Below are 13,526 nucleotides of genomic sequence, written 5' to 3'. Positions count from 1 at the left end.
TTTAAACCATGGGGATGGGTTATAGGAACGGGAACTTATCTTCAGGATATGTATAATACTATCGAAAAAATGAAACAGGATGCTAAAAAAGAAGTTTTAAATGCGATATTAGAAATAGTGGGTATTAATATAATTCTGATTGCAATTATTGTATTTATCAGTTATTTTGTAAGCAACAGATACATAATCGAGCCTCTTCAGAAAATAGAAAAAGGTCTTGTTGAATTTTTTGAATTTTTATCAAGAAAAAGAAATGATTTCAGTAAAATAGATGTTGATACAAAAGATGAAATCGGACAGATGGCGCAGTTGATAAACGAAAGCATTGAAAATGTCCATAAAAATATTGAAGAGGAAAAAGCACTCGTAAATAATTCCATTCAAATAGCAAACAGGGTAAAAGACGGATATCTGGATAAAAGAATTACGTTAAATACCAGTAATCCCGAACTTAATAAACTGAAAATTGCGCTTAATCAGATGCTTGACGTTTTAAATCAGAAAATCGGTACCGATTTAAACGAAATTCACAGAGTTTTAGAAAGATATGCCAATTATGATTTCAGCGCTAAAATTGAAAAGCCTGTGGGTGAAGTCGAAAAAATGATTAACGAACTTAGAAACGTTATAGCTACAATGATTAAAATAAGTATTCAAAATTCAGAAGAACTTGATGAGGTTAGCAGTAAATTAAGCAAAGATGTGGAATCTTTAGACGGGTCTATGAGAGAGTTAAAATCTTTAATAGATAGAATTACAAATTTAGTTGAAAGTACGACAGTCGGTCTTAATGAGAATTCACAAAAAGCTCATATGGTTGCCTCACAGGCAGAAGAAATTCAAAATGTAGTATCCGTTATTAGAGAAATTGCAGACCAGACAAATCTCTTAGCTCTTAATGCCGCAATAGAAGCTGCAAGGGCCGGTGAGCACGGAAGGGGATTTGCCGTAGTTGCGGATGAGGTCAGAAAACTGGCTGAGAGAACTCAAAAATCCTTAGCCGAAATCGATACGACGATACATACGCTTGTACAGTCAATAAGCGAAATTGTAAATAACATTGAAGAAAACACAGAAGAAATTAACAAGATTAATGATTCTATGAAAGAAATAGAGGAGATAGATAATAAAAATATGGAAATTGTAAAAGAACTTTCAGAAACAAGCGAGGAAATAAAAGAAATTTCCAATAAAATTAAAAAAGAAATCTCCAATAAAAAAATATAAACTTTTATGATACAATTCGCTTTAAAAAGGCGAATTGTTGAGTCTTAATTATAAAGAAAATAATCTTAAAAATGTTTTACACGGTTTTTTTCTGGCAATAGCTATGACTATAGCCGAACCTTCCACCATTTTGCCTCTTATTGTACATCACTTTAGCGAGAGCGTGGTGCTTGTTGGGGTTTTTGCCTCTCTTTTAAGAGGAGGGGCCATTGCCGTTCAGCTTTTTGCCGCTTTTTATGCTCAGGGATATAAAAAGGTAATGCCTTATTTAAAAAGGGTTTTTTTGGCAAGATTTCTTTCATGGTTTGCAATAGGTCTTGCTATTTTGCTTATAGGGGATAAAAATCCGGCGTTAACGCTGTGGATATTTGGAATAGGGCTTTTTATTTTCTCTTTTTCCGCAGGATTTGGAAGTATATATTTTAGCGAGATAATTGCTAAAGTTTTTAATAAAGAAGAGCGCGGAAAATCTATGGCTAACAGACAGTTTTTTGCCGCAATAGGTTCAATAATAAGCGGCGGGATTGCAGGATGGGTTTTAGCGACTTTTGAGCCTCCTGAAAGTTACGCATATCTTTTTATGATTAGTTCTTTTTTACTGGGTCTTGGGCTTTGGGCTTTTTCAACGATAAAAGAACCGGTAAAAGAAAACGTGAGAATTAAAGAAAAAAGCTTTTTGGAATTTTTGAAAAACGCTTTTAAATTTTTAAAAGAAGATAAAGCCCTTCAGATTCAGATATTAACTATACTTTTCAGTTATTCGTTTTTGTTCGCATTTCCTTTTGTAATTCTAAAAGCAAATCAGACAATTCATCTTACAGGATGGCTTGTGGGTGGATTTGTAACCGTACAGATGATAGGTGCGTTGCTTGGAAATCTTGTTTGGAAAAAACTGGCGCCTAAATATAAACTCATAATTATATTGGCTTATATTTCTATGATATTGGCTTTTATTGCAGCTTATTTTGCTTCAAATTCATGGCAATACGCCCTTGTGTTTTTTTTAATAGGATTGGCAATGGACGGGTTTAAGATAGCCGGTATGAATCTTTTATTTGAAATAGCGCCAGAAGACAAAAGACCGATTTATGTAGCGTTACAAAACAATCTGACATCAATAGGACTCTTTTTTGCAATTCCCGGAGGGTTTATATTAAGAGCTTTCGGTTATGACGTATTATATTTATTTACAATTTTTATGCTGCTTGTAGGACTTTTTTTTGCTACAAAATTAAAGGCTGAATAGTGGAAAATATTGTTAACTGGATAGTTGAAAGTATAGGAAGTCTTGGATATTTAGGAATATTTTTAATGATGTTTTTGGAGAGCAGTTTTTTTCCTTTTCCTAGCGAAGTGGTTATGGTACCGGCGGGTTATTTGGCAAGCAAAGGTGAGATGAATTTGATAGCAGCGATTATCTGTGCAATAGCTGGAAGTGTGGCGGGGGCATGGTTTAATTACTTAATAGCTTATAAATGGGGAAGGGCGGCACTGTTGAGATTTTTAAAAGAGCATCATCTTGAAAAACTTGAAAAATTTTTTGACCGTCACGGGGAAATATCTACATTTAACGGAAGATTGATTCCGGGAATTCGCCAATATATTTCTTTTCCTGCCGGACTTGCTAAAATGCATCCTGTAAAGTTTACCCTTTTTACTGCGTTAGGTGCCGGTATTTGGGTAAGCATTCTTGCACTTTTAGGGTATTTTATAGGAGAAAACAGCGAACTTATACATAAATATGTAAAAGAAATAACAATATCCACTTTAATATTGCTAAGTATTATTACTTTTATTTATTTAAAACTTAAAAAGTAGGGAGGGGATTATTCCCATCCCCATCCTCTGCCGCGGCCAAACCCTCTGCCATATCCTCTTCCCATACCTCTACCGTATCCAAAACCTCTGCCGAGACCTCTACCGCGACCATATCCTAATCCTCTGCCGTATCCTCTACCGTATCCAAAACCTCTTTTTCTCATTTCGTATCCTCCTTCATAATTTACAGGATGTGTAAAATCTTCAAAATTTTCAAGTACTTTTTCAATATCTTTTTCATCTGTTTCAACAGCCTGAATACCTTCAAATTCCAAATTTCTTATCATTCCTTCTCCAAAATCTCTTGCTACGAATATATCAGCGCCCGCTTCTTTAAGTAAAGGCGGTATTACTCTTCCCGTGCCTAAACCTCTTTGGCCTTCAGGAAGATTTTTTAGGTTGATGTTTTCTTCCTGTATTCTTTCAAGAACAGGATTTTGAATATAAAATTTTTCACCTGTTTGAGTATCTACTATTAAAAACCCTTTTGCCAAACCGATGTGGTTTGCTATTGTTTTTTGATTGTTTGTTGGAAATGCTATTCTCATTTTTCCCTCCTTAAAAGTTGTTTATTCTTCGATTTCTATTATTTTTCCGTGCATCAGGGCATCTGCTATTTTTGTCCTGGCGTTTTTAAGAATGCGGCTTATTGTCGGGCGCGATACACCCATTTCCTTTGCCACATCCTCTTGATAAAGTCCTTCAAAATCCATAAGTCTTATAGCTTCCATCTCGTCTTTTGTTAAAAAGACTCTTTCAAGAGAATGAGATGGGATACCGCATGGTTTAAAACATATATGATTAAAGTTTCCTCTTATTCTTCTTCTAATTCTTCTTGGCATTCGAACTCCTTGACATATGTTCAATGCAATTATATCACTTTTATGAACATATGTCAATATATTTCGTTTTTACGATAAATTTAAGTAAAATATAAAACAAAAATTTAGTTATAATTTTTATTTATAATTATAATAATTAAAACTTATTTGTGTTATACTTCGAAAAAATTAAGGAGAGGCTATGGAGAGAAGCCTAAAATATTTTCCCGTTCAACTGTTTGCGGTAATTATGGGAATGTCGGGACTTACTATTGCTTTTGCTAAAGCATACCATTTTTTAAATTTTCCGTATTGGCCTTATTTAATTTTGCTTTTTATTGATGTTGTTCTTTTTTTTGTTATATTCAGTACGTATATAATAAAATGGATAAAATATCCCGATGCCGTAAAAAAAGAATTTTCACATCCGATCAAAAGTTCTTTTGGTGCGGCTATTTCAATTAGTTTCTTGCTTGTTTCCATTGCAATAAGCGATTTTGCACCGCCTGTATCCGTTACTTTTTGGTTTATAGGGGCCGTTTTTCATCTGTTTTTTACATATAAAGTAATAAAATTTTGGATAGAACATGACAAGCTTGAAGTTAAACATATAAATCCTGCCTGGTTTATCCCTATTGTTGGTAACGTATTGGTGCCTGTAGTGGGTGTTGATGTTTGTGATGAAGTGGTAAATCATTTTTATTTCAGTATCGGTATTTTCTTTTGGATAGTATTATTTACGATAGTAATGTACAGGATGATATTTCATTTACCTCTTGGTAAAAGACTTATACCTACGTTTTTTATTCTTATAGCACCCCCGGCTGTAGGATTTATCAGTTATTTTAGAATAACTTTTGGTGTAGTTGACTTTTTTAGTCTCTTTTTATATTTAATAGCATTTTTTATTCTGTTTTTACTGCTTATTATGCTTAAAAATTTTCTTAAATTACAGTTTTTTATATCATGGTGGGCATATACGTTCCCATTGGCTGCAATAACAATAGCGACTATCCTAATGGATAGTGTATATCATAAGTGGTTTATAAAAGCATTTGCTCTGTTTTTATTAGCTTTAACAACCGTGGTGGTGGGATATGTGAGTTATAAAACATATCTTGCCATCAAAAATCAAAAAATCTGTGTACCTGAGGAGGAATAAAATGAATAAAAGAAGTTTAATCGGTGGAATAATTTTGGGATTTGTTGTGGCAGTTTTTATAATTCCTTTAATGTTTAAAATTGCAGCTGAAGATATGCTGTTTAAACAGGTAAAAAGTCCGTATGATTTTGAGAAAACCGTTCAGGTTTTAGTAAACAGAATCAATAAACAGCCCGGATGGCATATAGTTAGCGTAATTAATCAAGAAGAAGAAATAAAAAAATACGGAGGACCGGATGTTGGTCCTGTAAAAATTATAAAATTCTGTAACGCAAAATATGCGGGAGAGATGTTAAAAGATGATAGAACAAAATTTATGGCTGTTAAAATGCCTCTAAGCATTGCCGTATATGAAGACAGCATGGGAAGAGTTTATATTTCTCTTATGAACGGATATCTTTTGACCAGAATGCTAAGCTTAACGCCTGAATCAAAAATTATGGAAAAAGTTGTTAGGGATATTCAAAATATTTTAAGTTTTGTTCATTTTAGATATTCTATATTTTAAAGGATTTAAATGGCTAAAAAAGTATTGATTTTAGGGGGTGGATTTGCCGCTCTTGAGAGTGCAATCTGGCTGAAAAAATACGGTTTTGACGTAACGGTTGTAACGAATAGAGAATATATGTACATATATCCTATCTCTATTTGGATACCTACGGGTGAATACAAGTTTGAAGACTGCATAATTGACTGGGAAGAACTCAGCCGTGTTCATGGGTTTGAAGTAAAATTTAATAAAGTTAAAAAAATCGACATTAAAAATAAAAAAGTAGAATGCGAAAATGAAAAATCAAGATGTGATTTTGATTATTTAATTATTGCAATAGGCTCAGATAAAGTAAAACACAAAGGAAGTGAGCATTTTCTTTCAATCTGCGGCGCTCCTGAGGAGTCCTTAAAAATAAAAGAAAAACTTGACGAGCTTATAAAAAGAGGAAATGGAAAATTGGCATTCGGGTTTGGCGGAAATCCAAAAGACCCGAGCAACGTAAGAGGCGGTCCTGCTTTTGAAGTAATGTTTAATATTCATCATAAATTAAAAAAATTAGGACTTAGGGATAAATTTGAGATTACTTTTTTTGCTCCTATGCCAAAGCCCGGGGCTAGAATGGGACAAAAAGCCCTTGAAATTATGGATAAGTGGTTTGATAGATTAAATATTAAACAAATTAAAGGTAAAAAAATTACCGAATTTGTAGAAGACGGCGTGATTTTTGAAGACGGAAGCAAGCTTGAGAGTGATTTGACTATGTTTATCCCGGCTGGTAACGGGCCTGAACTTTTTAAAGATACCGGGCTTCCGTTAAATGAAGCAGGATTTATCAAAATTAACGAATACTGCGAAGTTATGCATGATTTTGATGAAACAAGTTCTGATAAATTTCCTATTTTTGCTATAGGTGACAGTGCGGCAATAGACGGACCGGATTGGAGGGCAAAACAGGGGCATTTAGCTGAAGTAATGGCAAGAGTTACGGCATATAATATCAAAATGATGGAAGAAGGAAAAGAAGCCAGAAAAGAGTATATCTCTCATATTAATATCTTATGTCTGATGGATAGCGGGGACGGAGCGGCCTTTGTATACAGAGACAACAAAAGAGCAATATTAATACCTCTTCCGATTATCGGACACTGGATGAAAAAAGGTTGGGGCTGGTATTTTAAAAACTCCAAACTTAATAAAATCCCAAGAATCCCCGGAATGTAATCAGATTTCCAGCTCCTTTTTTAGTTTATTGCTGGCAACTGTTGCTTTGTCTTGTAGGAATATGTCGGTAATGGTGTTTGTATAATTTGAAGGTTCTATATTTATTTCGATGATTTTTGCTCCGTTTTGTTTGGCAAGTATTGGTAATTGGCTTGCGGGCATAATTTCTCCCGTGGTACCAATAACTATAAGACAATCGGCATTTTCGCATAATCTTATAGATTCTTCAAAAGCTTTAGGAGGAATTGGCTCTCCGAAAAATACGAAGTCCGGTTTTAATATTCCCTGACATTCAGGACATAAAGGAGGTAAATTTTCAAGAGAAATTGAATCCGAAGGAAATTTTCTTTTGCAGTCGATACATTCCATTTGACTTGCCGTGCCGTGAAATTCTATTACATTTTTACTTCCCGCTTTTTGATGTAGATTGTCGATATTTTGGGTGATTACACCTCTTAATTTGCCGATTTTTTCAAGCCAGGCTAAAAATTTATGAGCGTCGTTTGGCTGCGTGTTTCCCATATAATCATAAAAAATCTCTTTTATATATTTCCAGCTTTCAGAGGGATTTTGTATAAAAAAGTTAATATCCAAGATTTTAGGGTCGTATTTGCTCCAAAGTCCTGTAGGACCTCTAAAGGGCGGTATTCCACTTTCCACAGATATACCTGCACCCGTAAAAGCTACCGGGAATTTTGAGTTTTTTATAATATCGGCGGCTTTTTTATAATTGTTAATTTCCATACTTTTCCTTTATTTCCTCTAAAACTTTTTTAATATCTTTTTTATCTGTTATATAAGTTTTGATTTTGTATAAATCCAAATTTCCAAGCATTCCCTCTCCAAAAAATTTTGCAACAAAAAGTTCAACGTTTAATTCTTTTAATTTTTTAGGTAAAAATTGTCCTATTCCAAGACCATGTTCTCCACATTCTCCTGATAGTTTCTCTTTTTTATTTATGATTTTTTTTATTCGTTCATTTTCTATAAATTTCTTTAGGTCTGTTTGCGTGTCTATAATTAAAAATCCTTTAGCCAGTCCAATTTTTGGAGCTATGTTTTTTTGGTCGTTGGTAGGAAATACTACTTTCATAAATTCTCCTTAAAATTAATTAAAAATTATACTATTTTTTTTAATTTAAGATATAATTTTCATAAAAAGGAGAGAATATGTTTAAAGAACTTATTAAGAAAATTACCGAGTGGGCATTGGAAAAAGAAGAAGAAGCGGCAAAAAAGTGCGCCATACCTTTAGAAGAAGTTGAAAAGCAGTTAAAAATTCTTCAAGAAAAAAGAGATGAACTTAAAAAGAAATGTGAAGAGCAGCTAAATGAATTGGAACAACTTATTAAAAGAGTTGAAAAAATTAAAGAACTTGAACTTAAAAGATGTCAATTAAAAGAGCAAAATGAAGAGAAAAAAGAAAATTAATCTTTTTTCTCACATAATTTCTTATTCATTTTGAAAATTTTTTTAACTTTTTTTAAATCTTTTTCTTTTGAGTAAATATGTTTTAACATCAGTTTTTGACAGTTATTGTTTAAATCAATATCAAATTCTTTAAAAAACTCTTTATAATCCGACAGTTTCTTTTTAGCCTGCATATAATAAATCAGATGGGAAAGTGCTAAGAAAAAAAGACTTCCAAAAAAGAAAACTATTGAAAATACCTTTATATCAAAAATATATCCGTTAGCCTGATAAGAAATAATTATTAAAATTGCTAAAGCGAATAGGGTAGTACCTATAAAATAACTTTTTTGAGAAGTAATAATAAATAAATAATTATCCATATTTTTTTCTATTTTAGTTGCAGAGTATAAATTATATACTGCCATTAAAGTCAAAATAATTCCAACAAAAATCATTCCGTAATATAAAATCATGTTATCTCTTTGAATTCTTCATTATATTCCCTTTGAGAATTAGTGAAAACTTTAGCAGCTATTTCTCCTGTATAATCATCAGGTGTGGCCCCGATTCCTCCATAACAGAAAAGATATGAGTTTTTGGTGTTTTTGATTAAATTAAATGCATCTTCCATAAGTTTAGGATTGTTTTTTATGATAAAAGAGGCAAAAAGTTCGTAGCCTCTTTGCAAGAGAAGGTTTTTTAAAAATTCAAAATGTTTATCTTTTCGTCTGTTTTGTAAAATTTCGCTGCCTATAATGATTTGAAAAATTTTTTTCATTAAACTCCTGCTTTTTCTTTAATTACTTTTTCCATTTCATCTACTATTTCTTCAATTGTTCTCTCACCGTTTATTTTAATAAGTTTTCCCTGAGATTCGTAAAATTTTTCTATATCAGCCAAAGGTTCTAAATATACTTTCATTCTGTTGTTGAACACTTCGACGTTATCATCAGCACCTCTTGCTCTGCCAAGAACCCTGTCTTTTGCCACCTCTTCGCTAACTTCTACTTCTATTACGCTTACCAGTTCAATATCATCACTGTTTTTTAACATCTCATCAAGGGCTTTCATCTGTTCTACACTTCTTGGGAATCCGTCTATTAATACGATAGGTTTGTCAGCTTTTTCAATAGCGCTTTTAATTGTGTTAATAACAATCTCAAGAGGAACAAGCTTTCCGTTGTCGATATAACTTTTTATTTCTTTTCCAAGATCGCTTCCGCTTGCAACTTCGGCTCTTAGTAAATCTCCTGTTGAATAATGAACTACCAAATCAGGATTTCTTTCAGCAATAAGCTGGGCATCTGTAGTTTTTCCACTTCCAGGTGCACCTATAATTAAAAATAGTTTTTTCTTCATTGTATCTCCTTTTTTTATAAGATTGGACATTCAAATTTTTTTACATAAATTTTTTTTGCCATTCCACGTCCTATGGCTAATTTTCTTCCGTCTACGTCTATTTCCAAAGGACCGAAAAAGGATTTGTTGATAATTTGTCCTAACTGTCCTTTGTGTATTCCTAAATCTTGAAGTCTTTGTCTAAAATTTTTACAGCTTTCATCAAAACCTACTATTTTAAACACGTCGTTTTTTTTTAAGTCTATTAATCTTTTATTCATTATCCGCTTTTGGTTTTTTAACTCTTATGTGTAATTCTTTTAATTGAGATTTGTCAACTTCTCCAGGTGCCCCGGTAAGCAGACACTGGGCTTTTTGAGTTTTAGGGAATGCTATTACGTCTCTGATATTGTCGGTCTTTCTCATAAGCATAATTACCCTGTCAAGACCAAGAGCAAATCCTCCATGAGGTGGTGCTCCGAATTTTAAAGCGTCAAGCAGGAATCCGAATTTCTCCCTTGCGTCCATTTCATCAATTCCAAGAAGTTTAAATACTTTTTCCTGGATTTCTTCTTTATGTATCCTGATACTTCCTCCTCCTATTTCATATCCGTTACATACCAAATCGTATGCGATTGACTGAATATCTTCAAAATTTTCTTCATCCCATGTATCCATATCAGGCATAGTAAACGGATGGTGTAGAGGAGTTGGATTTCCGTTTTCGTCTTTTTCAAACATAGGAAAATCCACTACCCATACGAATTTATATTCGTTTTCATTAATTAATCCCATATCTTTTGCTATTTTTTGTCTAAGTCTTCCCATGTAATCAAGAACAGTTTTTTTATCTCCCGCACCGAAGAAAATTATATCTCCAACTTCTGGTTTTAATTTTTCTAACATTTTATTTAACGATTCTTCGCTCATGAATTTAAGAATAGGGCCTTTTAGTCCTTCTTCTTTTACCTGAATATAAGCAAGCCCTTTTGCTCCAAATTTTCGTACGAAGTTTTCAAGCTCTTTTAATTTTTTTCTAGAATAAAAATTATCTCCTCCCGGAACTTTCAGCGCTTTAAAGCGGTTGTTTTTTTTATCTTTAGCAATTTCAGCAAAAATTTCATTGTTTGAATCGACAAATTCGTCAATAACATCCACCATTGCCAAATCGTATCTTAAATCAGGCTTGTCGCTTCCGTATTTTTCCATGGCTTCGTTATAAGAAATTCTTTCAATCGGTAAATTTACTTTAATTCCAGCCACTTCAAATGCTTCTTTTATCATGCCTTCTATAGCTTCTATTACGTCGTCTTCTTCTACGAAACTCATTTCAACATCCACCTGAGTAAATTCAGGCTGTCTGTCGGCTCTTAAGTCTTCATCTCTGAAACATTTAGCGATTTGATAATATTTGTCAAAACCTGCCACCATTAGAATTTGTTTAAAAAGCTGAGGAGATTGAGGAAGTGCGTAAAATTCCCCGGGATGAATTCTACTCGGTACCAGATAATCTCTTGCTCCTTCTGGAGTGGATTTTGTAAGAATCGGAGTTTCTACATCGATAAATCCGTGTTTATCAAAATAGTCTCTGATGGCTTTTGTTACTTTGCTTCTTAATATAAAAGTATCGAGCATATCTTTATCTCTTAGGTCTAAATATCTGTATTTAAGTCTAAGTTCTTCATTTACGGATTTATCGCCGATTTGAAAAGGAAGGGTTTCGCTTGTATTTTCTATTTCGATTTTATCCGCAACCACTTCAATTTTCCCCGTTTTTAGTTTTGGATTTTCAAGTCCTTCGCCTCTGAGTCTGACTTTTCCTTTTACTTTAATTACGTATTCGTCTTTTACTTTTTCCGCAATTTCATGTGCTTTTTTGCTGTCCGCCGGGTCGGCAACTACCTGAATTTTCCCGCTTCTGTCTCTTAGGTCTATAAAAATAACGCCTCCGTGGTCTCTGTGGGAATTTACCCATCCTACAAGTTCCACTTCTTCGCCGACGTTTAGTTCGTTAAGTTCCGCACAGTAATGGCTTCTCATTTATTTCCTTTTTTGGTCGCAATTATATCAAATATGTGATAAAATTATTGAAAAAAGAGTTTAAAATGAAATTCTACGTAATATCTGGCGTGGTTTTATTAAATCTTTTATCTCCGTTGATAGCTAAAAGTATAAAATTTTTTTTGTTTAAAAAAAGAAGAAATATATTTTTAAGGCTTTTGTATTCAAGGGTTTTTAAAATAGGTATTCCTCTTTTGCTTCTTATAGATATAAACACTTTTTTTTGGGTATTGGGAATAGAAAAGGAAAAAATAAAATTTTTTTTAAATTCAGTTTTAATAGCATGGCTTTTTTATGAAGTAGTCAAATATTTTATCTATACGGCAATAACCATTAAAATATCCAAAAAAGAATCCGTTAGAAGAGAGCTTTTTTTTATGGCCATAAATCTTACGAAAATTTTTATTGCAATAGTATTGATAGCCGTTATTCTCTCATATTTTGGAGTTGATATTACTGCTATCATAACTTCTTTGGGTATCGGCGGTGTTATTATAGGACTTGCGGCAAAAGAAACTCTTAGCAATTTTTTTGATTCTATACGAATTATCAGCGAAGATGCTTTTCATGTCGGAGATTGGATTGAAACAAAAGATTTTGAAGGATTTGTAACGGAAATAGGCCTTACTGCAACTCAAATAAGAACGTTTGACAATGCACTTATTGTCATTCCAAATTCAAAACTTGCAAATGAATGGATAAAAAACTGGTCTAGAAGAATGATAGGACGTAGGATAAAATTTTGGATAAAATTAAAATATTCCACCGATATTGTCGAAATTAAAAGAGTAATAAAAGAAATAAAAGACATGCTTGAACATCATCCAATGATTGTTACCGATAATAAAATAAGAAGTAGGCTTAGAAAAAGAATGCAAAAAAACGCTCTTTTTTCACTCGAAGATAAATACGGGGTTAGAAAAACTCTGCTTGTTTATTTGGACAGGTTTGACGAATATTCAATGGATATTTTAATATATGCTTTTTCTATAACGATAGATTGGGAAGAGTGGCTTAAGGTAAAACAGGACGTAATGCTTAAGATTTTGGAAATTATAAAAAATTCCAATCTCGAACTTGCCTATCCTACCAGTATTATTTTTTATGACGAAAGGAAAAATTTATGGAAAAACTCATTCGAAGATACATAAAAAAAGACGACCCTGAAGTTTTGCACGATTTAAGAGTATGGGCAAGAAAAGAGCTTAGTGTTTTGGAAAAAGAGGGGAAAACGGATTTGGAACTTAAAAGACTTCTGAAAAAATCTTCAAAACTTCGAGATACGGATGTTTTGCTTGAAATTTGTAAAGATAAAAAGATACGAAAATATCTGAAGAAAAAACATAAAAAACTTCGAAAAAAATTTTTGGAATTTTTAAAAAAGTTTAAAAGAAACGTTGTGCTTCTTGAGAATAAAAAAGAATTTAACTGTGAAGAAATTTTTAATACTTCTTTTATTGGTAAAGATGATAAAACCTTACATAAATTAAGAATTGTAGTAAAAAAATGCAGGTATACAAATCCATGGCTTGAAGAAAAATTAAAAAAGATTCAGGATTATTTAGGAAAAGCTCATGATTATTATAATTGCGAAACATTATTGATTAAGTTTGGAAAAAATCCTAAAAAAGCTATTAAGAAAAAAATGAAGTATATAAGAAAAGCAGAGAAAGTTAGACTTGCTCTGAGATTGATTCGACACCGTTCATAATCCGGTGTCAGCTGAGGAAATTATATCATAACTTTAAAGCCTCATCCAATCTTCCTTCAAAGAAAATTGTCAGCTGAGAAAGTATAAGGTTTCAGTTTCTAATCGGTATAGCCCATTTTTTTTGTTCATTTTTGTTCCTTTTAAAGGATTATAACACAAAAAATTAGCAGATAATAAATTTTTTCTTATTATAAGAAAAAATGATAACTTGTTATAATTTTCATCAAAAAGGCAGGACATGAAAGCCGGATTTGTTTTAAA

Annotated in this window: 18 protein-coding genes; 9 read left to right on the top strand and 9 right to left on the bottom strand. The window is 32.6% G+C overall.

Annotated features, from left to right (window positions below):
• The 3 genes from ACXJH6_RS07330 to ACXJH6_RS07320 all read left to right on the top strand — a co-directional run.
• Positions 1 to 1,227 (top strand): methyl-accepting chemotaxis protein (locus tag ACXJH6_RS07330; RefSeq protein ID WP_456471103.1); only part of this gene is annotated, 1,227 nt, incomplete at its 5' end.
• Between the two features lie 37 nt (positions 1,228 to 1,264).
• The gene (locus ACXJH6_RS07325) at positions 1,265 to 2,473 is read left to right on the top strand and encodes an MFS transporter (RefSeq protein WP_456471102.1); all 1,209 of its coding nucleotides are present in this window, start codon (positions 1,265 to 1,267) and stop codon (positions 2,471 to 2,473) included.
• Entirely contained in the window at positions 2,470 to 3,045 is a 576-nt protein-coding gene (locus ACXJH6_RS07320; RefSeq protein ID WP_456471104.1) for a DedA family protein, read from the top strand. Before ACXJH6_RS07325 ends, ACXJH6_RS07320 begins: the two co-directional genes overlap by 4 nt.
• Positions 3,046 to 3,053: 8 nt before the next feature.
• Here ACXJH6_RS07320 and ACXJH6_RS07315 read toward each other — a convergent pair whose 3' ends face one another.
• Positions 3,054 to 3,593 carry a NifB/NifX family molybdenum-iron cluster-binding protein gene (locus ACXJH6_RS07315; RefSeq protein ID WP_456471101.1) on the bottom strand — a complete coding sequence of 180 codons (540 nt, stop codon included), beginning with the start codon at positions 3,591 to 3,593 and terminating at the stop codon, positions 3,054 to 3,056.
• A gap of 21 nt (positions 3,594 to 3,614) precedes the next feature.
• Positions 3,615 to 3,887 (bottom strand): DUF134 domain-containing protein, encoded by a 273-nt coding sequence (locus ACXJH6_RS07310; RefSeq protein ID WP_456471100.1) that lies wholly within the window; start codon positions 3,885 to 3,887, stop codon positions 3,615 to 3,617.
• Positions 3,888 to 4,068: 181 nt separating this feature from the next.
• Between ACXJH6_RS07310 and ACXJH6_RS07305 the strand changes: the two genes are divergently transcribed.
• The 3 genes from ACXJH6_RS07305 to ACXJH6_RS07295 are packed head-to-tail and all read left to right on the top strand — an operon-like array spanning position 4,069 to position 6,742.
• The gene (locus ACXJH6_RS07305; RefSeq protein ID WP_456471099.1) at positions 4,069 to 5,028 is read left to right on the top strand and encodes an SLAC1 anion channel family protein; all 960 of its coding nucleotides are present in this window, start codon (positions 4,069 to 4,071) and stop codon (positions 5,026 to 5,028) included.
• Position 5,029: 1 nt separating this feature from the next.
• The gene (locus tag ACXJH6_RS07300; RefSeq protein ID WP_456471098.1) at positions 5,030 to 5,536 is read left to right on the top strand and encodes a DUF302 domain-containing protein; all 507 of its coding nucleotides are present in this window, start codon (positions 5,030 to 5,032) and stop codon (positions 5,534 to 5,536) included.
• Positions 5,537 to 5,545: 9 nt separating this feature from the next.
• Positions 5,546 to 6,742: an NAD(P)/FAD-dependent oxidoreductase gene (locus ACXJH6_RS07295; RefSeq protein WP_456471097.1), complete on the top strand. Its 1,197-nt coding sequence runs from the start codon at positions 5,546 to 5,548 to the stop codon at positions 6,740 to 6,742.
• Here the strand turns inward: ACXJH6_RS07295 and ACXJH6_RS07290 are convergent, their stop codons facing one another.
• Complete coding sequence (locus ACXJH6_RS07290; protein ID WP_456471096.1) at positions 6,743 to 7,486, bottom strand: SIR2 family NAD-dependent protein deacylase; 744 nt, start codon at positions 7,484 to 7,486, stop codon at positions 6,743 to 6,745.
• Positions 7,476 to 7,835: a NifB/NifX family molybdenum-iron cluster-binding protein gene (locus tag ACXJH6_RS07285; RefSeq protein ID WP_456471095.1), complete on the bottom strand. Its 360-nt coding sequence runs from the start codon at positions 7,833 to 7,835 to the stop codon at positions 7,476 to 7,478. Before ACXJH6_RS07285 ends, ACXJH6_RS07290 begins: the two co-directional genes overlap by 11 nt.
• Before the next feature lie 77 nt (positions 7,836 to 7,912).
• Between ACXJH6_RS07285 and ACXJH6_RS07280 the strand changes: the two genes are divergently transcribed.
• Entirely contained in the window at positions 7,913 to 8,173 is a 261-nt protein-coding gene (locus ACXJH6_RS07280) for a hypothetical protein (RefSeq protein ID WP_456471094.1), read from the top strand.
• Here the strand turns inward: ACXJH6_RS07280 and ACXJH6_RS07275 are convergent.
• Genes ACXJH6_RS07275 through aspS form a run of 5 tightly spaced genes read right to left on the bottom strand, consistent with a single transcriptional unit; the run spans position 8,170 to position 11,533 of the window.
• A complete protein-coding gene (locus ACXJH6_RS07275) occupies positions 8,170 to 8,628 on the bottom strand; it encodes an adenylate kinase (protein WP_456471093.1) in 459 nt (152 codons plus the stop codon). The genes ACXJH6_RS07280 and ACXJH6_RS07275 overlap by 4 nt on opposite strands.
• Positions 8,625 to 8,933: a molybdopterin-binding protein gene (locus tag ACXJH6_RS07270; protein ID WP_456471092.1), complete on the bottom strand. Its 309-nt coding sequence runs from the start codon at positions 8,931 to 8,933 to the stop codon at positions 8,625 to 8,627. The genes ACXJH6_RS07275 and ACXJH6_RS07270 overlap by 4 nt, the downstream gene beginning before the upstream one ends.
• Positions 8,933 to 9,514: an adenylate kinase gene (locus tag ACXJH6_RS07265; protein ID WP_456471091.1), complete on the bottom strand. Its 582-nt coding sequence runs from the start codon at positions 9,512 to 9,514 to the stop codon at positions 8,933 to 8,935. The genes ACXJH6_RS07270 and ACXJH6_RS07265 overlap by 1 nt, the downstream gene beginning before the upstream one ends.
• A gap of 14 nt (positions 9,515 to 9,528) precedes the next feature.
• Entirely contained in the window at positions 9,529 to 9,774 is a 246-nt protein-coding gene (locus ACXJH6_RS07260; RefSeq protein ID WP_456471090.1) for a ferrous iron transport protein A, read from the bottom strand.
• Positions 9,767 to 11,533 carry an aspartate--tRNA ligase gene (aspS, locus tag ACXJH6_RS07255; protein WP_456471089.1) on the bottom strand — a complete coding sequence of 589 codons (1,767 nt, stop codon included), beginning with the start codon at positions 11,531 to 11,533 and terminating at the stop codon, positions 9,767 to 9,769. Before aspS ends, ACXJH6_RS07260 begins: the two co-directional genes overlap by 8 nt.
• A 65-nt stretch (positions 11,534 to 11,598) precedes the next feature.
• Between aspS and ACXJH6_RS07250 the strand changes: the two genes are divergently transcribed.
• Complete coding sequence (locus ACXJH6_RS07250; RefSeq protein WP_456471088.1) at positions 11,599 to 12,705, top strand: mechanosensitive ion channel family protein; 1,107 nt, start codon at positions 11,599 to 11,601, stop codon at positions 12,703 to 12,705.
• Positions 12,678 to 13,265: a CHAD domain-containing protein gene (locus ACXJH6_RS07245; RefSeq protein WP_456471087.1), complete on the top strand. Its 588-nt coding sequence runs from the start codon at positions 12,678 to 12,680 to the stop codon at positions 13,263 to 13,265. The genes ACXJH6_RS07250 and ACXJH6_RS07245 overlap by 28 nt, the downstream gene beginning before the upstream one ends.
• The last annotated feature ends 261 nt before the right edge of the window (positions 13,266 to 13,526 follow it).

The sequence above is a fragment of the Caminibacter sp. genome (assembly GCF_053999135.1).
This window is presented reverse-complemented; position numbering and strand designations above follow the sequence as displayed.